Raw genomic sequence first — 23596 nt, forward strand, 5'->3', positions numbered from 1 at the left:
CAAGTCGATGCTCTCCGTGGGGTACAAAATACCCCAAAAAGGAATTCTGATCTCTTCAGGAGAGATGAAGTCGAAGGTGGATCTGCTGGAAGCATGCAAGCTGCTGGGAGAGAAAGGGTATGACCTCTATGCCAGTCATGGCACACAGACATTTCTGGAGGAGAACGGAATTAAGGCGACCGATGTGAACTGGCCGGACGAAGACGGGGAGAACAACATCAGGCAGATGATTGTCGACAAGCGATTCGACCTGATCATCAATATTCCCAAGAATGTAACGAAACGGGAACTTACCAACGGGTATATCATCCGCCGGGGCGCGGTCGATTTTAACATCCCGCTGATCACCAATGCCCGTCTTGCCAGCGCTTTCATCACGGCTTTCTGCAATATGGACCTTGTAGATCTCGAGATCAGGAGTTGGAATGAATATTGATCACGTACCTTGCCGATGAAGTATTGAAATAAGATCGGTATATTTTTAAAGAAAAAGAGGGCGTTTTAAAGTTGCCGTGACCCCCAAAAGTTTTTTGTCTGACTTTTGGGGGTCCGTTCAGTTATACTGAAACGGCCTCTTTCGATTAAACGGATGTTCTTTTGTCCTATTAATTTAATCCAATGCATGGTTTGCATGCCAGGTGTAAATTACGGCTGATATTTGAACCGTCGGATGCTCCGTTTGGGCGTTTTCTCAAATTCCTCCTCCTGAAGCCGGAAAGAGCCGATCTTGCTGTAGGAAGGCAACTGGGCATTCACCTCTGCAATCACTTGCTGGAAAGTGGTATTCAACTCCTGGTCGGCCAATCCTTCTTCCTGCAAGGCTTCTTTGTCGGGCACGATCAGGGCGACGATTTTTTCATTTTCCCCGATGGCCAGGGACTCGCTCACGAAAGGGGAACTGTTGATCTTCTCTTCGATCTCCTCAGGATAGATATTCTGTCCGGAAGATCCCAGTATCATGTTCTTGTTTCTTCCCCTGATAAAGATGAAATTGTCACTGTCCATTGTTCCCAGGTCGCCGGTCTTCAGCCAGCCATCCTCCGTGAATGTCTGGTTTGTGGCCTCTTCGTTTTTGTAATATCCCAGCATCATGTTGCTGCCCCGGGTCAGGATCTCACCCACGGTAGTTTCCGGATCTTCCGAATCGATCTTCACCTCCATCCTGTCCACCACCTTTCCGCAGGAACGTTCTTTGTATTTAGTCCAGTATGCGTAGGAGATCAGCGGGCCACATTCGGTCATACCATAACCTACCGTATAAGGGAATCTGATCTTACGCAGGAACTTCTCCACATCCGGATTGAGCGCTGCACCGCCGATCACCACTTCCACCAACTCCCCACCGAAGAACTCGATCATCGATCGGCGTACCTTATTATATACAATCCTGTTCAGCAAGGGTATTGTTATAAGAGCCTTTGCCGCTCCCTGCTTCAGTTTGGGGAATACGCTCCGGTTGACGATCTTTTCCACGATGAGGGGAACGGCCAGCACCAGTTTGGGTTTTACCTTGACGAACATTTCAAGCAACACTTTCGGCGAAGGGGTTTTTCCCAGAAAATGGATATGGCAACCCATGGAGATGGAGTTGAGTACCTCGAAGGCGAGGCCGTAGGCATGCGCCATAGGCAACATACAGACGATGTTGTCGCCCGGCTGGATAAACCATAGGTTGTCGTTGGCAAATTTGGTGTTCGACCACAGGCTCCTGTAAGGCAGCATTACCCCCTTGGGGCTGCTGGTAGTCCCCGACGTGTAGTTGATCACAGCCAGTTCTTCCGGTTTGTCTGTGCGGAAAACAATATCATTTACGAAAAATCCCTTTCCATACTTTTTTCCGAAGTAGGCCGGTGCGTCTGCGTCGAACTGTTTCAACCCGTCGGAGACCGATTTCAACAGTGAAAAATTGTCCAGTGAAAAAACGGTTTCCACTTTCGGTATGCTCTTCTCTTCGATTTCATCCCAGATATTTTCGTCCACAAAAAACATTTTTGAATCGGAATGATCCACGATAAATTGTACGCTGGTCTTATCGAATTCATGCAGGATACTTACTGCCACAGCGCCGTAGGAGAGAATGCCAAAAAAGGAGATAGCCCATCGCGCAGAGTTTTTACCGCACACCGAGATCTTGTCTCCCCGTTGAATGCCGGCAGTTTTAAAATAGTCGTGCAGCCGGTCTATTTCACGGGCAAAATCTTTATAATAGAAAGTCTTACCCTGGAAGTCGGTCATGGCCGGCATTTCCCAATGAATGCGTATACTTTGCTCAATCAGGCCTAAAAAGGTGTTTTGATTCATTCTTTAGCAATTTAATTTCCAGAATCATATACTTTTAAAAAACAATCTTTTAAACGATTTGTTTGTTTACATTTGCTACAAATATCGTGATTTTTTCTTTTCTTAGAAATAAAATATTTAAATTTACTCAATAACTGTCATAAAATTTCATTTTCAAAAATATTTGTTCTACTTTTACCGATGCATTTTACATCATTATGTAAGTGAGGAAGGATTTATTAGTCAAATAAGAAATGCAATCGATTCGATATAGCAAATTACAACGGTACGCACTGTTCACTTTACGTGTTTTAATAGGATGGTATTTTTTATATGAGGGGTTGGCAAAGGTATTTACCCCGAACTGGTCGGCCTACGGCTACCTGATCGATTCAAAGGGTATTTTCGCGTCGCTTTTTGGGCAGCTTGCCGAAAATCCGGTATTACTCGAGGCAACCAATTTTATCAATATATGGGGATTGACGATCGTCGGCCTGTTGTTGATCTTGGGGCTTTTTACAAATATTGGCTATATAGGGGCCATGATATTTTTGTTGCTCTATTACCTCTCACACCCTCCCTTATTGTTCGCGGAATACATTCTGCCCACTGAAGGATCTTATCTGTGGGTGGATAAGAATCTGATTCTACTGGCGACAGTGGTGGTATTAATGCTGTTTCCCGCCTCCAGGGCTATCGGTTTTGACAGCTTAATATTTCGGAAGAACAGATAGACTTTTATTTCTATGGAAGAAGAAGAAAAAAAAGAGATAAATAATCCGGAAGAAGATAAAAACTCATCAGCGAAAGAGGTTTCCCAGGGTCGTCGCGACGCGCTCAAGGCAATAGCTACCGTCCCGGTATTGGGTGCCATGGCTTATGGGGTCTACAGAAAGAAAAAAGCAGAGACCAGTAACCGCAATGCAGCGGAAATGTTCCGTTTCGGGAGCAGCTCTCCCGCTTACTCGCAGACCTCTTCCGATGCGAAAGTTATTCGCGTGGGGATTATCGGTTTTGGTATCAGGGGTACCCAGTTGATGCAGGGACTGGGTTTTGCCATTCCGGAGTATGTGGAAGGTCTGATCGGGCAATCGAGAATAAATTCATCGAATACCCGTTATCAGGAGTTTAAAGAGCAGGAAGACCTGCGGGTGGTGATTACAGCTGTTTGCGATATTTTTGATACTTATGGGAATGATGCGGTAAAGGCCGGTGCGAATATCCACCGGGAAGGAGTGGGCGGATCATTGGGTCCTGATCCCCGGCGTTATCTCCACTATAAGGAGTTATTGGCTGCACCCGACGTAGATGCCGTGGTGATCGCATCCCCCGATCACTGGCATGGTACCATGGCCATGGATGCCATCAGGGCCGGCAAGCATGTCTATCTGGAAAAGCCGATGACGTGGACGGTCCCTGAAACCTATGAACTCCGTTCATTGGCGAAAGCCAATCCTCATATAGTGTTCCAGTTGGGACACCAGAACAGGCAGATCGAAGCCTATGAGAAGGCGCGGCAGATTTTTGAAAAAGGACTGTTAGGCAAGGTCTCCCTGATAGAGACCGGAACCAACCGCAATGATCCTAACGGTGCATGGGTCTACTCCATCCATAAGGATGCCAATCCGAAAACCATCGATTGGCCACAGTTCGAAGGGGATCCGGACCGGATAAAAGAATATATGGATTACATGACTTCGGCGGGGTTGCTGAAGTACGTGGGACCCGAATCCCGCGATAAGTTCAGTCTGGAAAGATTTTTCCGCTGGCGCTGTTGGTGGGATTACAGTACCGGTCTGAGCGGCGATTTGCTGACGCATGAATACGATGCGATGAATCAGATCCTTCATCTGGGTATTCCCTCGTCGGCCAGTTCTTCGGGAGGAGTTTATTTTTTTAAGGATGGACGGACCGTACCCGATGTACTGCAAACAGTATTTGAGTTCAAAGAGAAAGAGTTTACCATGCTGTATTCCGCTACGTTGGCCAACCAGTTCAGCCGAAGCCGGAAAATCATGGGACACGATGCGACCATGGAGGTGGGCAACACGCTTACGGTAACCGTAGATCCGCAATCCGAACAGTATCGGAAACAGATCGACCAGGGTATTGTGAAACCGGGTGAACCGTTCTATACCTATCTGCCGGGGCAGAGCGTAGATGCCGTTTCTACCGCTACCGAGAGATATTTTGCCGAACGGGGCCTTCTCTACTCATTCATCAGCGGAAAGCGTTATAACACTACTTTCCTGCATCTGAAAGAGTGGCTCGATTGCATCAGGAACGGGAAACAACCTTCCTGCGGTATCGATCAGGGATTCGAGGAGGCCATCACGGCTCATATGGGAACACGGGCATACCTGGAAGGAAAAACAATGTATTGGGATAAGGAGAAAGAAGAAATAACCAGAGAATAAATATCAAAAACGTAAAGTTTAATCCAAAAAAAAAGTACTTATGTCATCAAAAATTTCAAGGAGAAAATTTTTAGAAACCGGTGCGATAGCTGCCGCCGGCCTAACAGTTGTACCTTCTTCGGTACTGGGAAAGAGTATGGGTTACAAGGCTCCAAGCGACAAACTTAATATTGTCGGCGTGGGAGTAGGAGGGATGGGTAATGCTAACCTGAGCAACCTCCAGAGTGAGAATATCGTGGGACTTTGCGATGTGGACTGGAAATACAGCAAGCACGTATTCGACAAATATCCCAATGCAAAGAGGTATTACGACTACAGAAAAATGTACGATGAGTTGGGTAAGACCATCGATGGTGTGGTAGTAGCTACTGCCGATCATACACACGCGATCATTGCCGCCGACGCTATGACGATGGGTAAACATGTGTATGTGCAGAAACCGCTTACTCACAGCGTGTACGAATCGCGTCTGTTGACAAAACTCGCCGCCAAACACAAATTGGCTACCAGCATGGGGAACCAGGGTTCTTCGGGCGCTGGTGTACGGCAGGTGATCGACTGGATCAGGGACGGACAGATCGGTGAAGTAACCAGAGTGGAAGCTTTCACTGACAGGCCTATCTGGCCGCAAGGTCTGATGACCCCTAAAGAAGCTGATAAAGTTCCTTCCACACTGAATTGGGATCTCTTCATCGGGCCGGCCAAAAAACGTCCGTTCAATGAGATTTACCATCCCTGGAACTGGCGCGGATGGTGGGATTTCGGTACCGGAGCCCTGGGTGATATGGCTTGTCATATCCTTCACCCGGTATTCAAAGGGTTGAGCCTGGGATATCCCACAAAAGTACAGGGATCGTCCACCATGTTGCTTACCGATTGTGCTCCCAATGCACAGATGGTGAAATATGTGTTCCCGCAACGCGACAATTTACCCAAAGTTGGTATGCCGGAAGTAGAGGTGACCTGGTACGACGGAGGTTTACTGCCTATGCGCCCCGAAGGTGTTCCGGCAGGTAAGAACCTGAATGATTCCGGCGGCGGAGTGATCTTCTACGGAACCAAGGATACTCTCATCTGCGGATGCTACGGTGTGAATCCGTGGTTGGTATCCGGACGCACTCCTAACTCTCCGAAAACTCAGCGTGAAGTGACCCTCTCACACGAAATGGATTGGGTACGCGCCTGTAAGGAATCCCCCGCAAACCGTGTTGAAACAGCTTCTCCTTTCTCGGAAGCAGGTCCTTTCAACGAAATGGTGGTAATGGGCGTACTGGCTGTAAGACTGCAATCACTGAATCAGGAACTGCATTGGGATGGTGAAAAGATGCAATTCACTAATATCCCTGCCGATGCAACTATCAGAACCATTATAGAAGACGGATTCAAGATCACCGACGGACACCCCACTTTCAACAAGACCTGGACGGAACCGGTGAATGCTATTGAGTATGCAAATGAAATGATCAGGCATACCTATCAGAACGGATGGAAATTGCCGGCTATGCCCTGATTGAATAGTTTTTTGAGGGAACAGCGACGGATCCGTCCGCGTTGTCCCCTTGTTTCAATAGAAGTTAATTATCAGTTTAATTAAAGGAAAAATAGTTATGAAGAAAATTACTTACCTATTTAGTTTATTAGTAATGTCAGGAATGATTTTTATGTCGTGTGGCAACACCGGCAAACAGTCGAATGCTAGTGATGCGACAGATTCGGCAGAAGTAGTTGCAGATGAAGGTTGGATCACTCTTTTCAATGGAGAAGACTTCACCGGATGGCGTGGTTATAACCGTACCGATATGCCTGGTGCATGGACCATCGAAGATGGGGCTATCAAAATCAGCGGATCGGGCATGGGTGAAGCCGGTGCGAAAGACGGTGGCGACATCATCTATGATCAGAAATTCAAAAACTTCGAACTCACTTTCGAATGGAAAGTATCCGAAGGCGGTAACAGCGGTATTTTCTATCTGGCTCAGGAAGTAGAGGGTAAACCTATCTACGAGTCGTCTCCCGAGTACCAGATCCTGGATAACGAGAGGCATCCCGATGCAAAATTAGGTAAAGACGGGAACCGTCAATCAGCGTCTCTTTATGACCTGGTACCTGCCGTACCTCAGAACTCTAAACCGGCCGGAGAATGGAATACCGGAGGAATCATGGTGTACAAGGGAACCGTTGTTCACTCTCAGAATGGAGAGAACGTGGTAGAGTACCACTTGTGGACCGACAACTGGAAAGAGATGGTAGCCAACAGCAAATTCAAGGACTGGCCTAACTTCCTCAATACAGGCGGTGAAAACCAGGAAGGCTATATCGGATTGCAGGACCATGGCGACGATGTTTGGTTCAGAAACATCAAAATTAAGGTGTTAGATTAATTTATCAAACAACTGAAAAGAATATTCCCGCCGGAAGGCGGGAATATTCTTTCCTTTAAACAAACAATACAATGAAGAAACGTTCACTTTTATCAATGGCCATACTTCTGGGCGGACTATTTATTTTGCCGGCCTGCAACCAGAAAAAGGATATCTATCTCCAGCTTTACTCGGTACGCGACGATATCAAAGCCGACTATGCCGGCACCATCGCTAAAGTTGCAGAAATGGGGTATACCGGAGTGGAAGCTGCCGGTTATGGCGACGGACAGTTCTATGGAATGTCACCGGCCGATTTCAAAAAGTCGATCGAAGATGCCGGAATGAAAGTACTTTCGTCCCATACCTCGAGGCCATTGGCCGACAGTCTGGCCGGGACCAACTGGGATGAGGTTTGGGCATGGTGGGATACCGCTATCCAGGCGCATAAGGAAGCCGGCATGAAATATATTGTCGCTCCCTGGATGCCGACACCCGCAACATTGGCCGATCTGCAGGTCTATTGCGATTATTACAACCAGATCGGTGAAAAATGCAATGCTGCCGGCCTCCGTTTCGGATACCACAACCACAATTTTGAATTCAAAGAAATAGAAGGTCAGTTGATGTATGATTATATGCTCGCCAACACCGATCCTTCCAAGGTATTCTTCCAGATGGACGTCTATTGGGTAGGCGAAGGCGGTAAGAATCCTGTGGATTATTTCAACAATTACCCGGGCCGTTTCGAGTTGCTTCATATCAAAGATGAACTTGAACTGGGTAAAAGCGGTAAGGTCGATTTTGAGAGCATCTATAACAATGCTGAGACCGCGGGTACCAAATACATGATCGTAGAAGTGGAAAGATATACCGGAACTCCTTTTGAAGGTGTGAAGGAGAGCTACGACTTTTTGAATAATGCTCCTTATGTGAAAGCAAGCTATTCAAAATAATCCCATACCTATTTACGCGAATCATAAGCGTGGACATACACAAAAAAGCCCGGACAGATAGCTGCTCCGGGTTTTTTTAGTGCCACATTTCTATTACCTATCTGAATACGTTTCGTTCACTTTGTGGATAAGACGATATTTCTTTGCTCCATCGTTATAATAACCCGATATACCACTAACACGGTTTATAAAAATTACATTATCCCTCATCATATTGCCTCACTCTTAGTTAAATAAACTTAAATAAAAATTTCTTTTGTTTGTAAAAAAAAAGTTATGTAATATATTTGCTCACATCACAGAGGTGCCAGATTTTCCCATATAGTATCGTTCAGTATTTATATTAATATATTGAGAAACCGTTATTTTTTGTATTACAAAATTAAACCATCATGAAAACGATTCTTTTCCTGCCCTCTTAATACTGTTGCCCTGTTACCAAAAGGCGACTAACTGGTATGTGTTTATGGTGCAGCAGGTGTTCCCGCCTCCCGGGCCGTCCTTGCTGGGAAGTGTTTCCTGTAGAACCCGTTATGAATCCTAATCTGTATGGACAGGGAAGTTAATTATAGGCCATATAGTGCAAATTCTTTATTTTATTTTATCATGAAAAAAACTTACTCATTTCAATTCTATCCGTATTATTATCGGCGGCCGTCTGTTATGGCCAGGAAAAAAGTATAGTGCCGGTATCCCCCGAGGCTGCGGCACTGACCAAGATGGTGAACTACCCGGTGAACCTGTACACCGAAGTCCCCGACATCAGCATCCCGCTATATGAAATCAAGGTGGGGGAGCTGACCCTTCCCATCACCCTGCAATACCATGCCGGGGGCTTCAAGGTGAACGAGAGATCCACCCGTGTGAGGATGGGCTGGAACTTGAGCTGCGATCTGCAGGTGACAAGGGAAATCAACGGGATGGATGATTTTGGTCCGGGTGGGTATATGAACAATAATAAGATGACATCAGCCCCTTATCCCTTTTACCTTCCGACAGATCCGTACGCCCCATATGACCCTTTCCCAAGTCTGAACAACTTGGAAGTAGCCAGCGAGGAGAGGGACGGGCTGCCGGACAAGTTTTACTACAAACTACTTGACAAGTCGGGATCATTCTTTATTTTAAAGAATGCCTCCGGAACGGGTTACTCCTTCGTGCCGGTACCCTATGACAACATCAAAATCGAGTTCCAGAATACGAACTTTATCATTACCGACTCCGACGGTACAAAATACTATTTCGGTGAAGGAGGAGTAGACGGGCCGAGTAAGGAATCTGCCGGTTCATTAGGAAGTAAGAATATAACCGGCTGAAAATGTGTAAGAATAGAGAGTAGCGCCGGCCGGACAGAATTTACTTTTACCTATGGGCGTACGACAGAAAAACATTACACGAGAAGGGATTTTATCGAGTATTACAGTGCTTACTATTATAACCAAAGTTGTTATTTACGTTCCGATCAAGAACCCCTTTGCAGTACAACCAGTTTTAGTAATTATGCCTTCCCTTTTCACTGTATCTCGAACCCCAAATACATAGAATGCCGGGCAAAATGGGGTATTCCCAAGCTACATGTACCCTATTATGTAGCTACTATTTCACAAAATCGTTTTGTCACACCTAAAAAATGAAAAAATGAAAATTAAAATCAGCATAATAGTTGGCTTCATACTTTCTATTACGGTTTGTTATGGTCAGTCCTCCAATCAGTTGAATGATTTGCTTAATGAAAGTATTGAGAAGCACATTTTAAAAGAACATTTAGACCAAGCCGTTTTCTTAAAAGAAAATGTTCCTTCAGATTTTCAATTTGCAAAAACAATCGTAGATAACTACGAAGTTACTTTTTTTGATAGGAATAAGTACCGTAAATCTGAATTGAAGCAAGGAATAAAATCTTTTAGGTTGCTTCCTATTGTTCTAAGGGATAATACGTTGTCGATTACGATAGCAAGAGTATTCGTTTCCCAAAAGAGTAATAATATTACCTAAGTAGCAGTGATTATTCTACTTACGAATACCGGTACTCTTGTGAGAAAAGGCAATGGGGATTATTAGGCATTAAAGAAAAAGGAATATAAAACAAAAAATCCTAGGCTTAACAACTCGGGATTTTTCTTATTGTGCCGTGTGTGATTACTAACTTGGTGGTGCAAGTCCACTACGGGGAAGGTCGCGACCAACCGTTATCCAATGGCAAGGGTGTCCACTGCGAGGGGAATCTGAAGGAAGCGTAGTCTTACCACAGAAGGTTTCACGGACATATAGAAACGGAGTATAAAATACGGACAATGGCATTCGAGATAATTAACTGATATACAGGTGAATTGGCAACCAACTCACCAAGGTCACGGATGCGGCCGCCCCTTCCATCACCTACCCGGATGCATTCCATTTTGTGGACAGGGCGAACGTTGCCAACGAGTACACGTATGACACGAACGGCAATTTGACGAAAGATTTAAACAAGAATATTACCCTGATAACGTATAATGAATTAAATTTGCCGAAGGTCATCACTTATGCAAACGGTAATACCATCACGTATGTTTACGACGGTTCGGGCAGTAAGCTAAGCGTAGTTTATTACATCAATTCGGACGGTATTACCACGAAGATGGATTATGTAGGTAACAAGGTTTACAGGAACGGAGTCATCGGCATGATCCTGACGGAGGAGGGATATGCCACCCTCTCGGGTACAACGCCCACGTACTATTACTACCTGAAGGACCACCAGGGCAACAACCGTGTGGTGATCAACCAGGGAGGTACGATACAGCAGTTAAACCACTATTACGCGTTCGGCGGGTTATTCGGAGAAGGAGTCCAAACCTCGAACCAGCCTTACAAGTACAACGGCAAGGAACTGGACCGTTTCCAGGGACTGGACATGTATGATTACGGTGCACGTCATTACGATGCTGCATTGGGAAGATGGTTTACCGTTGATCCGCTGGCGGAGAAATATTACCCCTTCAAGATACAATTTTTTTTCCATTAAGTACGGATTTTCTCAATAGTCATTTGGAGAAAACCTCAATAAGCTTGGAACTTTTTCTGAATTTTAAATCCTTAGAAATTGATGCTATATTTTTTAGAGAAAAAGAAAGGCTGTTTTTATTAAAAAGGGATAAAATTTCATTAATTCGATCAGTAGATCCAAGGAATAATCTTTCTGAAAGTGTGAACTTTGTCAATTATCGAAAGATTGATCCGTATTGGTTTTATCTAAAGGGTGAATGACAATGAGTAATGGATTAAATTGCCAGATGTGGTAACCTTTTCGCATGTGAACACTATCAGTTACGGTTACCACAGGGCAGGCAGTAAGCTAAGCGTGGCTTACAAATCGGGCACAACGACGGCCAAGACAGATTATGTAAGCAACAAGGTGTACAAGAACGGCACGTTGAGCATGGTCCTGACGGAAGAGGGTTATGCGACGGTATCGGGAACGCCCGCGTACTATTACTACCTGAAGGATCACCAGGGTAACAACCGTGTGGTGATCAACCAAAGCGGAGGGATACAGCAGGTGAACCATATGATGCTGTTCTTGGCAGATGGTTTACAATGGATCCGATGGAGGAGAAGTATTACTCGATAAGCCCATATGTCTATGTTGCCAATAATCCAATAAAATACGTTTCACGGAAATTTAGGGTAAACTTTAATTCCCGGAAATGTTTCTGCTTCAGGAAAAAGTTCTGAAAATATAATGTCCAAGTGATAATTAATGGAAGAGGTTCTCTTAATCATAGAACAGTAGGTATTGCCCATGAATTTGGTTATGTTGTTTTATTCTTAAGAGGATTATCTTACGGACACGGGCAACCGGGAGTAAATGATTTTGTTTATGGTCGAGCAACTATAATGTCAAAAAGATTAGGTTATGATTTTTAAATATTCAATATTTGTTTCTATTTTATTAATGCAAAGTTTATCATTCTTTTGCCAGAATAATAGTGGTAGTAGAAGTAAAGAGATTATATATTATGATGTGGACAGTATTCCTGTATTCGGAATATACAATTTGGATAATGCAAATAATATAAATTACTATATTCAAACAAAAGCAAGTCCCAATATCGAATTTGAAGGAGGATATGATTCTTTATTATCTTTTTGTGATAGCCTGTATTTTAACAGAGAGGATTATAATCATGATGAACTTAATGCCCGAGCTCTATATTCAATTCTTTTTGATAAAAATCTCAAAATTAAGGAAATTCGAATAATTAAAAGATTTGCTTATGATAATCAGAAATACAATTATGATGATTTGATAAGAAAAATTTTATTTTTTACTGAAGATAAATGGCTTAAAAAGGAAGATAATTGTAATTGGTATTTCTATTTAGGTTTTTTTAATTTAAGATGAAGTTTACAAAAACGGCACGTTGAGTATGATCCTTACAGAGGAGGAATATGCAACAGTATCGGGAATCCCGGTGTACTATACTCTACCTGAGGGACCACCAGGGTAACAACCGTGTAGTGATCAACCAGGGTGGGCGGTTCAGCAAGTGAACCACTACTACCCGTTCGGGGGGCTGTCCGGTGAAGGAGTCCAAGCCTCGAACCAGTCATACAGGTACAGCGGTAAGGAACTGGATCGCCAATTTGGACTGGATATATATGATCACGGTGCACGGCCTTATGATACCGCTTTGAACGGTGATTTACGGTGGAATTTTATTGGACAGAGAAATATTACTCCATATCCCCTTATGTCTATGAGACCAATAACCCATTGAGGTTTATTGAAGGTTAATAAAGCTTCAGTCTTTGCTCCGGTTAGAGAATAATATTTATCTTTGCTCCTATAACACCGACGTGTATCTGAATCATCAAAATCAATCAACGTGAAAACAAATATTATCCTATTATTGACCGTGGTCGCGGCCGGGCTTCTCAGTTCCTGTTACTCCTCTCTGCCCATTTCACGGGAAGCACCTCAAAATAATGAGACCTACGAAGTGGATTATCTTTTTGAGCATGACGGCTGCAAAGTCTATCGTTTCTATGACAGGGATAATTGGGTCTATTTCACCAATTGCCGGGGGGATGTGACCAGTATAAAAAACGATTCTACGGCCGGGAGGGTTACAAACTCAATACGGATCACCTATGATGACTATAACGAAATGCAGAAAAACAGATAGAAAGAATGTCTCTAATCAAATTTTCTTTGCTTAAACCATTGGTCAATAATCGAGCAATTGAATGTCAGCATGAAATAGGATTCTTTTATATAATTAGCCGGTGCTGATAAAGAATTTCCATATTCTACCGACAAATTAAATAAACTCCCGCTGAAAGGGAAGCTATATCCTGCCGAAACAGAATAATTATAGGCATTTCCTCCTCCTGCCTGGATATAAGGTTTACAGAAAGATGCTCCAACCTGCATTTGCCGTTGATCCCTATATCTGTAAAATCTATTACTTCCCAGTGTATAACCCAAACCGGCATTAATCCGATAGGAATCTGAAATTTTAATGCTACTGATACCGGGATCGATTCCCTCCCATTTTTGATACTGGAAGTCCATACCCCAGATGATTTTTTTTCTGATATGGGAGAATCCTGCTCCGAACGTTTCCGGAATAAACTGATCCGTAGACCTGTCTTTTTCTTCCTGGATCAGGTTGTATCCGTTATCGTATATGGTTGTTTTATTATCCATCGATATATTTTGTTTATAACCATAGGTCGCTCCTAATGTCAGACCGTTTGTATGATACTGGATCCCAAATGTATTATAGAAACGGGAGACCCGGGACTCTTTTTCGAAAAGATACTCCGATTGGTTTTCTGTTTGCTTTAATGTTCCGCTGATATATTTTGTATTGATACCTACGGAAAAGTTGTCCGTTACTTTAAACCCATTCGACAGATATAATTCGTACAATCCTCCGCTTCCTTCAAGGTATACTGATTTTGTCTCGGTGGACCCCTCGATAGGCTCCTCACTGTATATCTGATAACCCACATCGCTGAATGGTCTTGTTCCTAAGGAGATCCCCCATCCGGGAGCAAGCCTGAACCCCATTGATATTTTTTTCATATTTCCATTGAAAGTGTCATCTGTTTTTCCATTCCTTGTAAAATAGGACAGTTTCCCTGCTGCTGAAAGATCAAATATGAATTTTAAGCTATCCAGGCCGCTAATTCCCGCAGGATTTACTATATTCAGGTAATCAAAATCCCTCACTCCAATGCCGAGATTGGACATTCCCGCAGTCCTTCCGTAGTCTCTGTTTTCAATTTCGCCCAACCCGAGCATGGAATAGGGGGAGTAGGTCGCTTGTGCTTGCAGGTTCAAAATAAAACATATCGAAAATGGAATTATTATAAGAGATCGTTTTTTAATCATTATCATAAACTATGGCGTATATAATTAATTTAATCCTGTTTTCTTCATTCGAAAATGATGAATCCCCCAATACTAAACTTTTTAATGTATTGTCCTTTTCCGTATCGTCGAGAGATAATTGTAAGGATGATTTATACATTCCTATCATGCCTAACTCATATTGCAGATAAGTGGTTATATCAAATGCGTAGTATGTGTTTTTGCTATAAATCTTATCCTCGACTAAGGTTCCGGACTGTACAGCTGTTGTACTCGGATCTACATATATATCCATTGACTTCCCGTTTTCATCCAGATAATTCAATGAAAGATTCACGGGCAGGGGAGTAAAATCGTTATATGTTCCTGATACGGGATAAACATAGAGGATTGCCGAAGAAATGATAACATGTTTTCCCCGTTTTAGTATTTCGTTCAGATCCGGAAAACTCAGTTTGGTATATAAACCTGTCAATCCCTGTAAATAAACTTTATTATCAGTCTCCGCCGAAGGGAGGGGATTGTTATAGCCCAGCGAATGCAATAATGTGTTGCTTCTGTCTGCCTCTATTTGGGAAAAGGCCGTACTGGTGTTTACGGTCATGTCTATTTTGTTTTCTTCGGTAGTGACAGCTCCTATGGTTGTGTAATGAAGCCTGATAACCGGATATTCTTCATCCAGCAGGAAACTGTTGACGGCGGCATTGTCGCTTGTTCCCGGAGAAAGCTTTATTCCTTTAAAATAAGTCCGGAAATTGTCATATGTTTCCAATAAATCGGATTGGGTTTGCATAAGGTTGACCAACTCTAATCCGAATTCATCGGGCAGCCTCAATTCCAATATGCTGTCGTTTTCAGAATATTCTGTCGGCCTGTTGAACTGATAGGTTACCCATGGATCTGCCCCGGCAGGAACGGATGAAGTGGTATATAACTGGTTCTTCTCATCTAATTCTATGATTTGATTTAGTTTGTATATATTCATTGTTTGAATTCGAGTCGTATCCCCATAGCTAAAGTTATCATATCGCAGAATCAGGGAAATGGAATCGAATTTAACTATGACGTTGGCATCGGAACCAAATTCCGACCGGCTATAACTCGGCGGATTAAAGTCGAAATAAGAATGAGCTGTTATGATTCCAAAATCAGATGAATTGTATTTGCCCTCGAAGATCCTGGACAATCCTGTTGTTACGGATGAATCACTGTGATGAGTCTCCAATTCCACAGTACAGTCTTCTATTAATATATTTCTTCCACTTACCCGGGCTAAATTATCCCCTACGGAAAAGTTATCATTAATACATGACACGAAGAAAATCGTCGATAATAAAAAGCAAAACACAAACTTCATAAATATGTCTTTAGTTAGCCCCACAAAGAAGTACCAAAGAAATACCAAAGAAACAGGATAGGAAAATATAATCGATGAACTGAATTATTCCCTCTTTGAGTTATTCTTTATATTCCATAACGTCCGTTTTTACGGATAAGGGCCTGCCGGCGATCAGTGAGCGATGGTTTTTAACCATTCATCGTCATCCGTGATACATTCGTCGATATTTTTTTTCCCAAAATAAGAGCTTGTATATCTTTGCAGCTACCTGAATTAAAACGGTAAAATATTAAAGTATAAATAAATCCATATTGTTATGAATAATCGAGTCAAATTACTGGCACTTTCTTTTTTCTTATTAAGCTTCTTCTCTTGTTCTGATGATGATGACAGCGATCTGGTTGGTAACTGGATCAGACGTTCGGACTTCGGAGGACCGGTCAGGGGAGATGCATCCTGTATTGTAGTGGGCAGAAAAGCTTACGTAATCGGGGGATACAACGGGAGACAAAGATTGAATGATATCTGGGAGTATAATATTGATCAGGGTTATTGGACGCAAAAAGCCAATTTTCCGGGAACAGCCAGAAATTCTGCATTTGCCTTTGCCTCGGAAGATAAAGGATATTTTGGGACCGGATATGATGGGGTAAATTATTATAACGATTTCTGGGAGTTTGATCCAAATAGTAATCAATGGACCCAAAAGGCTGATTTTCCAGGGGTTGCCCGTAATGGTGCTGTGGCATTTTATTTGAACGGAATTGGGTATGCCGGTACAGGTTATAGCGCCAATTATTATATGGATTTTTATAAATATGATCCCGAGAGAGATGTGTGGGAAACCGGAGTGAGTATACAAGGGACCAAACGGGCTTTTGCCACCTGCTTCATTATAAATAATAAAGCGTATGTTGTCGGCGGTCTGAATAATGCTGCTTATCCTACCGATTTCTGGATGTTCGACCCCGAGACCGAAACATGGGAACAAAAGGCTCAAATAGGCGATAAGACCGATAATGACTTTGATGACGATTACACGACAATTGCTCGTCTGAATACTGTTTCTTTTGTTATTAACGGATTGGGTTATTTAGCGACCGGTGAGTCCGGAGGGCTTAATAGCTATACTTGGGAGTACAATCCGGTTTCCGACAGGTGGACGGAAAGAACTTCATTTGAAGGATCGGCACGGACTGCCGCCGTTGGTTTTTCGATTGATAACAGGGGGTTTGTTTTAACAGGCCGGGGATCTACCACAAATACTTCCCTTTATTTTGATGATATGTGGGAATTTAAACCCAGGGATGAATATAATGAATACGACTAAAAGAATATTAGTATTCGCGTTATCTGCCATTAGCATTGTTTTGTTGATATATTTTTTATCCCCTCTTTCAAATCAAACCGGTAATACTGATATTTATAGCATAAGAACATTCCAATCAGGTGAAGGATGGGGGTATCAAATAAATAAAAAAGAGGAGATGATCATATTACAACCCTACATGCCGTGTATCACCGGGGAAAAACCTTTCCCCGATGAAAAGTCAGCACTGGCAGTCGGTAAACTTGTTTTATTAAAGATAAAAAGTAATGGAGATCCGTCGATTACGATGGAGGAACTTAATAAAACAATCCATATATCTGATTACTGAAATTCTGTGACCACTTATTTGAATTTTAAACGAGCCTGTGGATGCATAAAAAAAAATTAATAAATATATTATTCCACCTTCTTATCTGGACGGTTATTCTGGTCATAATAACGCTAATGCCTCTACGTCCGGACCATACGGTTTCTTTAACAAGAAACCTTCCTTTTATAATTACCTATCTGTATTTAGTTTGTTTTTTTTACATAAATGCCAATTATTTAATTGTTAAATTAATCCTCAACAAGAAATATCTGCTTTATATTTTGGGAACAGGGATGATTCTGTTGTTATACATCTATTTCCATCATTATATTTTCTCTTTATTTTTTCAATTAGATTTTTCCCAGACCGCTGAAATGCCGTTAAGGAGAGGTCCTTCTTTTGAAGGTTCTCCCTTTGGCGGTCCTCCTCATTTTGGCGGTCCCCACTTTATGCGAGAAAATAGAATGGTAATTCCTTTCAGGCGAATTATACTGCCTTTGACTCAATTTCTCCTGTTTTGGCTACTTAGTGCATGTTATAAACTAATATATGAATGGATGTCATTACACAAGAAAAACAAAGAAATAGAAGCCGAAAAGTCCCTCATTGAGCTTGCTTATCTAAAAGCCCAGATAAATCCTCATTTCATACTCAATACGCTGAATACAATCTATTCCTTAACCCTTAAAGGAAGTGAGAAAGCACCTGATGCAATCTTACTGTATTCCCAGGTTATCCGCTATATTTTCGATAAAATAGATACGGATTTCGTCCCTTTACAAGAAGAAATTGATTATATAAACGATTATATTGATCTGCAGGTACTGAGATTTACAGATACTTTAAATATTGAATTTAAAATCGAAGGCAATATGGAAGGCCACTGGATTGTACCTCTTATATTTATTTCTTTTATCGAAAATAGTTTTCAATATGGGATAAGCAATCATTACCGTTCTACCATATCTATCAGTATAAAAGCAGATGGTAACAATATATATTTCTCAACCGAAAACAGAAAATACAAAAAAAACGATTTTCAACATATGGGCAAGAATATCGGGATAAAAAATACGAAAAGGAAATTAAGCCTTATTTATCCGGATAAGCATAAATTGTCAATAAAAGAAACAAATGAATTTTTTTACATCGATTTAATCATCTTCGGTACATCGGGTAAATAGAATAATATAGTGAGAATGATGAGAAAAATAAATTGTGTGATCATCGATGATGAACCTCCTGCTTCAGATATTTTAAAATACTATATAGATAAGACGCCGGATTTTGAAGTAACCGACATATATTATGATCCCATAAAGGCTTTGGGAGGGTTAAGGGATAAAAAAGTGGACGTGATTTTTTGCGATGTGGAAATGCCTGACATTAACGGGCTTCAATTGCTGGAATCTCTCTCCTTAAGCCGGAATAAAAATGCTTTGGTCGTTATTGTTTCCGCTCATGCTAAATATGCTGTAGATGGTTTTAATATCAATGCTATCGACTATTTATTAAAACCCGTATCTTTTGCAAGGTATCTTCAGACTACACAAAAAATACTCGATTATATAAAGGATAAAAGTGCAAAAGATATAGATACAGATACTGAAGAGCAAGTCCCGTTCATGGAATCATCAAAAAATTATATCTTCATAAAATCAAATAGTAAATTGCTTAAAATAAACTATAATGAAATTCTTTATATTGAAGCGATAGGTGATTATGTGAAAATTTATCTTGAAGACTCTGACAAGCCCGTTGTAATCCTGGATAGTTTAAAGCATTTGGAAGAAACGTTGCCCAATGACTCTTTCAAAAGAATACACCGTTCCTATATAGTGGCAATATCACGAATAAAAGCCATTGAATATAAGAGGGCAATAATCGGGGAAAATTTATCGTTACCTATAAGTAATTCTTATTATCAGGCTTTATACGATAGTTTAGTTTTAAATCGCATAGAGTCAAACCAACTGGTATCCACTAAAAAGCCGAAAAAACTCGGAAATAACCACTGACCGTGTTGTTGTCCCACCAGGATTCGAACCTAGACTGGCTGAACCAAAATCAGATGTGCTACCATTACACCATGGGACAATCCTTAACCGCTTCGTGAAAAGCAGTGCAAAAGTATAATTTTAATCTTAACGTTCCAAATAATTCAATGAGATTTTCTTACAAATCCTGCTTTTAGTGCCCTATTCGGCAATCAGCAAAAAATAATTCTTCTTTCCACGCTGAGCAAGGATATATTTGTCACCGATAAGGTAGGAAAAACCGATGGTTTCGTCGAACGACTCCAACTTTTCCTTATTGATCATCACGCCTCCTGCCTGCACGGTCTTGCGCATTTCACCCTTCGACGGGAATACGGCGGCCTCTTCGGTGAGAAGATCGACTGCTTTGATACCTTCCGCCAGTTTCTCACGTGAAATGATGAATTGAGGTACCCCTTCGAATACCTGTAAGAAAGTCTCTTCATCGATCGCACGGAGCGACTGCGAAGTGGACTTGCCGAAAAGGATCTCCGAGGCGTTGACGGCCATCTCGTAATCTTCGCGCGAGTGCACCATAATGGTGATCTCTTTGGCCAGCCGTTTTTGCAGCGGGCGCAGATGGGGTGCGGATTGTTGTCCGACGACCAAAGCTTCGATTTCTTCCTGGGGGAGGGAAGTGAAGATCTTGATATATTTCTCGGCATCGGCGTCACTCACGTTGAGCCAGAACTGATAGAACTTATAGGGGGAGGTATAGCGGCGGTCGAGCCATACATTCCCGCTCTCGGTCTTGCCAAACTTGCCTCCGTCGGCCTTGGTGATAAGCGGGCAGACCAGCGCATAGGCTTCGCCTCCCTCTACGCGGCGAATCAGTTCCGTGCCGGTGGTAATGTTGCCCCACTGGTCGGATCCTCCTAATTGCAGACGGCATCCTTCCCCGCGGTAGAGATGAAGGAAATCATACCCTTGCAGTAATTGGTAAGAGAATTCGGTGAACGACATCCCTTCGCTCGATTCCCCGCTCAGCCGTTTTTTTACGGAGTCTTTCGCCATCATATAATTGACGGTGATATGCTTGCCTATATCGCGGATGAAATTCAGAAAAGTATAATCTTTCATCCAGTCGTAATTATTCACCAGGATGGCCCTGTTGGGAATTTCCCCCTCGAAATCGAGGAACTTTGACAGCTGACTTTTGATAGCTTCCTGGTTATGACGGAGTGTTTCCTCATCCAGCAGGTTGCGTTCCGCCGATTTCATGGAGGGATCGCCGATCATTCCCGTGGCGCCGCCTACCAGTGCAATGGGAGTGTGCCCCGCACGCTGAAAATGCTTCAGCATCATCACACCTACCAGGTGCCCGATGTGCAGGGAGTCCGCCGTGGGGTCGATACCCAGATATCCTGCTGTCCGTTCTTTCAGTAACTGTTCTTCCGTCCCGGGCATTATTTCGTGTATCATACCACGCCAACGGAGTTCTTCCACAAAATTCATCATTTGATCAAGTCTATATATCGATTTTATTAAGTATGCAAAGGTACTATTTTTTATTCAACTTCGTGGTTATTCGTGCTTCTCACGTTATTTACCACCGCTTATTTGTTCACTACTTTCACAGTAGCCCCCCGTTATTACCGCTAACTATCTCTTCGGGTCTTATGTCTTGATTTTCTTAAGAAACAAAATCAATTCAAGTGTTTCAGCTCATTTTTTGAACGGATCAAACCATTCAGGAATGCTTGGCTCTAAAAGTCTTTATTCCTTGCTCTTTATTCTTTGCTCTAATTTTAATCTTTCCTGCACAATAGTAAAAAAAGGGCAACTACGTTCATGATCTCCAGACGTCCCAGCAGCATGTTGACTGAAAGTATGTATTTTGCCGCATCGGGTAACTGCCCGTAATTGCCGAGCGAACTCACACCCCCAAAACCCGGACCTACGTTTCCGATCGTAGCGATCGAAGCCGACAGGGAAGTCATACCGTCTATTCCCATGGCTGCCAGCAGGAGAGTGGTGATCAACATCGTAAGAAGATAGGCGATGATAAAAATCATGATCTGCAACTCAAGGCTGTAATGGACAACCTTCTTATCCATTTTTATGGCGTACATTCCGTCAGGGTGGATGATTAGTTTTAACTGCTTTTTTACCGATGCGAAAAAGAGATAGATCCGGTCGAATTTGATGCCTCCGGCTGTAGAACCGACCATTCCGCACTGCATGGAATAATAGAGAAGCAGGATGATCGAGAACAGAGGCCACTTTGCCGTATCTACAGTGGCAAGACCGGTGGTGCTTACCAATGAAATCACCTGAAAGGAGGCGTATCGCAGGGATTCCCCTAATCCATATACTTTTTCCTGTGCCAGTTGAAAAGTTATCAGGATAATCCCGATAAAAGTAACAATCATATACATCCGGGCGGGACGGGAGGTGAAAATATTTATTTTTTTATTCGTCAGGGTGGAGTAAACCAATCCGAAGTGCATGCTGCTGATCAGCATGAAAAACATAATGACCAGTTCGATCCCAATATTGTTATAAGCGGCAATACTGAGGTTTTTCGTCGAAAAACCCGCTGTCGCAACAGTGGAAAATGAGTGACAAAGGGCATCGAAAAAAGTCATGCCGAGCAGTTTCAACAGGATTGTCTCTACGATGATCAACGTAAAATAGACGGTTACAATCATATGGATGATATGCCGGGACCGGGTGCGGAAACTCATTTTCGACAGATCCGATACCTCCGAACGGTAAAAGCTGGCTTGTACCCCTTTCTTTTCCGGTAAAATCAGCAACACAAAAAGGATAATACCTACACCGCCGATAAATGTGGTAGAAGAACGCCAGAATAACAATCCTTTTGGAAGCGCCTCCACGTCGTTCAATGTGCTTGCTCCGGTTGTGGTATAGCCTGATACGCTCTCGAAAAGTGCATTTGCCAGTGTGAACTCTCCTCCCCAGATGTAATAAGGGATCATGCCGACAATACAGGTGATAATCCAGCCAATTACACTGATAACCAATCCCTCGTGAAATGTGACTTCTTCAATCTTTTCAACAAAAACCTGCGGGAAGCTCCCCAGGGCGGCTGTTAACAAGCCACTGAAAAGGAGGGCGCTCATCGAATTCTCGCCGCCAGCAAACGAGATCACTGCCGAGATAAACAGAAACAGCGCGTTGAACAGTAATATATAACCCAGGTATTTGATAACCGCTCTTGTCCGTATCATCGATCTGATGTTTAAATTGAGTTTTTTGTCCGCCGGAGCCTGTATATTAATTGATTGAGCTCCTCTTCCAGTTGCTTGAATTCATCTTTGGATACCATTCCGGCATCCAATCGCCCTTTTTCGGGATAGTATTCTTTTACACTGTCTATCAATTGCCTGACGGGACGGATAAAATAGATACGGATAAAAAAGTAAAGCAACAGGGCAAAAATGATAGCGGCCGCGATAGAGATAATGGCCGGCATCATAGCGCGGCGCGATTGTTCTTTCACGATTCCTGCCTGCCGGTACATCTGGTCCTGATTCAATGCCATCAGTTTGTCGATGGCCTCTTTTGTTTTGAAGAAAAGCGAATCCGTTTCGGTATCGTATACCAGTTCAGACTCTTCAATACTACGCCCGTTTTCCAATATCTTCTTTACGGAAGATTGATATTGTTCATACTCATCCCTAACGGCTATCACATACCGCGCCTCATCGGTCTCAGTGATATTCTTTTCCATATCGACGATCGCTTTCCTGATTATTGAGTCGGAACTCAAAACAGTTTTGATTCCCGAATCTTTATTCCCGAGCATCCACAACAAGATGCCGCTATCTTCCCTTTCCACGGCATCGAGCATTTTCTTCGCCGATTCGATGGATTGATAATTGTTTTTCAGCACGATGTCCACGGAGTCCCCTATTTTTCTAAAATCCAGGATAGACATAATCCCCGCAGCCATCAGCATAAGAATGAGGAGGGAGAGGCTGAGCACGATCTTTATTTTGAGTGATTTTACCATCTTGACTACATTTATTTCCTGACCGGCAAAGTTACGTGTTTTCCGGTCTTTTTATTTTATTTATGTTGTTTTTTGCATGAAAAAAATGAGTTGGGATATTCCATGTTACCTGCGTTTGCATGTCGTAGAAATGCATTTTTTTCTTCATTTCATCTTGATGGATCCGTAACATTCCATTAACCCATAGTTAAGACATAAAAAAAGTGGATCACAACGATCCACTTT

The 23596-nt window shown here is 42.6% G+C and carries 22 protein-coding genes, 1 tRNA gene and 1 pseudogene; 16 read left to right on the plus strand and 8 right to left on the minus strand.

Going from position 1 to position 23596, the window contains the following annotated elements; translation table 11 throughout:
* Positions 1 to 436 (plus strand): annotated as a pseudogene (locus Q0502_RS02880) (carbamoyl phosphate synthase large subunit); the annotation flags it as partial.
* Between the two features lie 209 nt (positions 437 to 645).
* Here Q0502_RS02880 and Q0502_RS02885 read toward each other — a convergent pair.
* On the minus strand, positions 646 to 2301 hold the full coding sequence (locus tag Q0502_RS02885) for an AMP-binding protein (RefSeq protein ID WP_298646900.1): 1656 nt from the start codon (positions 2299 to 2301) through the stop codon (positions 646 to 648).
* Positions 2302 to 2534: 233 nt separating this feature from the next.
* Between Q0502_RS02885 and Q0502_RS02890 the strand changes: the two genes are divergently transcribed.
* The 10 genes from Q0502_RS02890 to Q0502_RS02935 all read left to right on the plus strand — a co-directional run bounded on the left by Q0502_RS02890 (position 2535) and on the right by Q0502_RS02935 (position 12400).
* A complete protein-coding gene (locus tag Q0502_RS02890; protein ID WP_298646902.1) occupies positions 2535 to 3014 on the plus strand; it encodes a DoxX family membrane protein in 480 nt (159 codons plus the stop codon).
* Between the two features lie 12 nt (positions 3015 to 3026).
* On the plus strand, positions 3027 to 4697 hold the full coding sequence (locus Q0502_RS02895) for a Gfo/Idh/MocA family oxidoreductase (protein ID WP_298646905.1): 1671 nt from the start codon (positions 3027 to 3029) through the stop codon (positions 4695 to 4697).
* A gap of 40 nt (positions 4698 to 4737) precedes the next feature.
* Positions 4738 to 6207, plus strand: a complete 1470-nt coding sequence (locus tag Q0502_RS02900; RefSeq protein WP_298646907.1) for a Gfo/Idh/MocA family oxidoreductase — start codon at positions 4738 to 4740, stop codon at positions 6205 to 6207.
* 97 nt (positions 6208 to 6304) lie between these two features.
* Positions 6305 to 7078: a DUF1080 domain-containing protein gene (locus tag Q0502_RS02905; RefSeq protein ID WP_298646909.1), complete on the plus strand. Its 774-nt coding sequence runs from the start codon at positions 6305 to 6307 to the stop codon at positions 7076 to 7078.
* 71 nt (positions 7079 to 7149) lie between these two features.
* On the plus strand, positions 7150 to 8013 hold the full coding sequence (locus tag Q0502_RS02910; RefSeq protein ID WP_298646912.1) for a sugar phosphate isomerase/epimerase: 864 nt from the start codon (positions 7150 to 7152) through the stop codon (positions 8011 to 8013).
* 683 nt (positions 8014 to 8696) lie between these two features.
* Positions 8697 to 9329 carry a hypothetical protein gene (locus Q0502_RS02915; RefSeq protein WP_298646915.1) on the plus strand — a complete coding sequence of 211 codons (633 nt, stop codon included), beginning with the start codon at positions 8697 to 8699 and terminating at the stop codon, positions 9327 to 9329.
* 322 nt (positions 9330 to 9651) lie between these two features.
* On the plus strand, positions 9652 to 10008 hold the full coding sequence (locus Q0502_RS02920) for a hypothetical protein (RefSeq protein WP_298646918.1): 357 nt from the start codon (positions 9652 to 9654) through the stop codon (positions 10006 to 10008).
* A 406-nt stretch (positions 10009 to 10414) separates the two neighbouring features.
* Complete coding sequence (locus tag Q0502_RS02925) at positions 10415 to 11020, plus strand: RHS repeat-associated core domain-containing protein (RefSeq protein ID WP_298646920.1); 606 nt, start codon at positions 10415 to 10417, stop codon at positions 11018 to 11020.
* A 288-nt stretch (positions 11021 to 11308) separates the two neighbouring features.
* On the plus strand, positions 11309 to 11626 hold the full coding sequence (locus Q0502_RS02930; RefSeq protein ID WP_298646922.1) for a hypothetical protein: 318 nt from the start codon (positions 11309 to 11311) through the stop codon (positions 11624 to 11626).
* A gap of 285 nt (positions 11627 to 11911) precedes the next feature.
* Positions 11912 to 12400: a hypothetical protein gene (locus tag Q0502_RS02935; protein WP_298646924.1), complete on the plus strand. Its 489-nt coding sequence runs from the start codon at positions 11912 to 11914 to the stop codon at positions 12398 to 12400.
* 32 nt (positions 12401 to 12432) lie between these two features.
* Here Q0502_RS02935 and Q0502_RS02940 read toward each other — a convergent pair whose 3' ends face one another.
* Positions 12433 to 12609 carry a hypothetical protein gene (locus Q0502_RS02940; RefSeq protein WP_298646927.1) on the minus strand — a complete coding sequence of 59 codons (177 nt, stop codon included), beginning with the start codon at positions 12607 to 12609 and terminating at the stop codon, positions 12433 to 12435.
* A gap of 269 nt (positions 12610 to 12878) precedes the next feature.
* Here Q0502_RS02940 and Q0502_RS02945 point away from each other — a divergent pair, with 269 nt between their 5' ends.
* A complete protein-coding gene (locus tag Q0502_RS02945; RefSeq protein WP_298646968.1) occupies positions 12879 to 13184 on the plus strand; it encodes a DUF4884 domain-containing protein in 306 nt (101 codons plus the stop codon).
* Positions 13185 to 13195: 11 nt separating this feature from the next.
* Here the strand turns inward: Q0502_RS02945 and Q0502_RS02950 are convergent, their stop codons facing one another.
* On the minus strand, positions 13196 to 14347 hold the full coding sequence (locus Q0502_RS02950; protein WP_298646930.1) for a hypothetical protein: 1152 nt from the start codon (positions 14345 to 14347) through the stop codon (positions 13196 to 13198).
* Positions 14348 to 14390: 43 nt separating this feature from the next.
* Positions 14391 to 15734: a DUF4270 family protein gene (locus Q0502_RS02955; RefSeq protein WP_298646933.1), complete on the minus strand. Its 1344-nt coding sequence runs from the start codon at positions 15732 to 15734 to the stop codon at positions 14391 to 14393.
* A 298-nt stretch (positions 15735 to 16032) separates the two neighbouring features.
* Here Q0502_RS02955 and Q0502_RS02960 point away from each other — a divergent pair, with 298 nt between their 5' ends.
* The 4 genes from Q0502_RS02960 to Q0502_RS02975 are packed head-to-tail and all read left to right on the plus strand — an operon-like array spanning position 16033 to position 19374.
* Positions 16033 to 17046, plus strand: coding sequence for a kelch repeat-containing protein (locus Q0502_RS02960; protein WP_298646936.1), 1014 nt, complete (start codon positions 16033 to 16035; stop codon positions 17044 to 17046).
* Entirely contained in the window at positions 17033 to 17374 is a 342-nt protein-coding gene (locus Q0502_RS02965) for a DUF4907 domain-containing protein (RefSeq protein ID WP_298646939.1), read from the plus strand. The genes Q0502_RS02960 and Q0502_RS02965 overlap by 14 nt, the downstream gene beginning before the upstream one ends.
* 41 nt (positions 17375 to 17415) lie before the next feature.
* Complete coding sequence (locus Q0502_RS02970; RefSeq protein ID WP_298646942.1) at positions 17416 to 18540, plus strand: sensor histidine kinase; 1125 nt, start codon at positions 17416 to 17418, stop codon at positions 18538 to 18540.
* 15 nt (positions 18541 to 18555) lie between these two features.
* A complete protein-coding gene (locus tag Q0502_RS02975; RefSeq protein ID WP_298646945.1) occupies positions 18556 to 19374 on the plus strand; it encodes a LytTR family DNA-binding domain-containing protein in 819 nt (272 codons plus the stop codon).
* Between the two features lie 8 nt (positions 19375 to 19382).
* Here the strand turns inward: Q0502_RS02975 and Q0502_RS02980 are convergent.
* From Q0502_RS02980 to Q0502_RS02995, 4 genes are all read right to left on the minus strand, one after another.
* Positions 19383 to 19453 (minus strand) — tRNA-Gln (locus Q0502_RS02980).
* 101 nt (positions 19454 to 19554) lie between these two features.
* Positions 19555 to 20847 (minus strand): tyrosine--tRNA ligase, encoded by a 1293-nt coding sequence (gene tyrS, locus Q0502_RS02985; protein ID WP_298646971.1) that lies wholly within the window; start codon positions 20845 to 20847, stop codon positions 19555 to 19557.
* Positions 20848 to 21140: 293 nt separating this feature from the next.
* Entirely contained in the window at positions 21141 to 22586 is a 1446-nt protein-coding gene (locus Q0502_RS02990; protein ID WP_298646947.1) for a TrkH family potassium uptake protein, read from the minus strand.
* 11 nt (positions 22587 to 22597) lie between these two features.
* Positions 22598 to 23371: an MCP four helix bundle domain-containing protein gene (locus Q0502_RS02995; protein ID WP_298646949.1), complete on the minus strand. Its 774-nt coding sequence runs from the start codon at positions 23369 to 23371 to the stop codon at positions 22598 to 22600.
* Between the last annotated feature and the right edge of the window lie 225 nt (positions 23372 to 23596).

Origin of the sequence: uncultured Proteiniphilum sp., assembly GCF_937873925.1 — a bacterium.
Classification (GTDB): domain Bacteria; phylum Bacteroidota; class Bacteroidia; order Bacteroidales; family Dysgonomonadaceae; genus Proteiniphilum.

Coding starts and splice junctions, on each gene's coding strand:
- Q0502_RS02885 (WP_298646900.1), bottom strand. CDS start 2,301: ATGAATCAAAACACCTTTTTAGGCCTGATTGAGCAAAGTATACGCATT.
- Q0502_RS02890 (WP_298646902.1), top strand. CDS start 2,535: ATGCAATCGATTCGATATAGCAAATTACAACGGTACGCACTGTTCACT.
- Q0502_RS02895 (WP_298646905.1), top strand. CDS start 3,027: ATGGAAGAAGAAGAAAAAAAAGAGATAAATAATCCGGAAGAAGATAAA.
- Q0502_RS02900 (WP_298646907.1), top strand. CDS start 4,738: ATGTCATCAAAAATTTCAAGGAGAAAATTTTTAGAAACCGGTGCGATA.
- Q0502_RS02905 (WP_298646909.1), top strand. CDS start 6,305: ATGAAGAAAATTACTTACCTATTTAGTTTATTAGTAATGTCAGGAATG.
- Q0502_RS02910 (WP_298646912.1), top strand. CDS start 7,150: ATGAAGAAACGTTCACTTTTATCAATGGCCATACTTCTGGGCGGACTA.
- Q0502_RS02920 (WP_298646918.1), top strand. CDS start 9,652: ATGAAAATTAAAATCAGCATAATAGTTGGCTTCATACTTTCTATTACG.
- Q0502_RS02935 (WP_298646924.1), top strand. CDS start 11,912: ATGATTTTTAAATATTCAATATTTGTTTCTATTTTATTAATGCAAAGT.
- Q0502_RS02940 (WP_298646927.1), bottom strand. CDS start 12,609: ATGACTGGTTCGAGGCTTGGACTCCTTCACCGGACAGCCCCCCGAACG.
- Q0502_RS02955 (WP_298646933.1), bottom strand. CDS start 15,734: ATGAAGTTTGTGTTTTGCTTTTTATTATCGACGATTTTCTTCGTGTCA.
- Q0502_RS02960 (WP_298646936.1), top strand. CDS start 16,033: ATGAATAATCGAGTCAAATTACTGGCACTTTCTTTTTTCTTATTAAGC.
- Q0502_RS02965 (WP_298646939.1), top strand. CDS start 17,033: ATGAATACGACTAAAAGAATATTAGTATTCGCGTTATCTGCCATTAGC.
- Q0502_RS02970 (WP_298646942.1), top strand. CDS start 17,416: ATGCATAAAAAAAAATTAATAAATATATTATTCCACCTTCTTATCTGG.
- Q0502_RS02975 (WP_298646945.1), top strand. CDS start 18,556: ATGATGAGAAAAATAAATTGTGTGATCATCGATGATGAACCTCCTGCT.
- tyrS (WP_298646971.1), bottom strand. CDS start 20,847: ATGAATTTTGTGGAAGAACTCCGTTGGCGTGGTATGATACACGAAATA.
- Q0502_RS02990 (WP_298646947.1), bottom strand. CDS start 22,586: ATGATACGGACAAGAGCGGTTATCAAATACCTGGGTTATATATTACTG.
- Q0502_RS02995 (WP_298646949.1), bottom strand. CDS start 23,371: ATGGTAAAATCACTCAAAATAAAGATCGTGCTCAGCCTCTCCCTCCTC.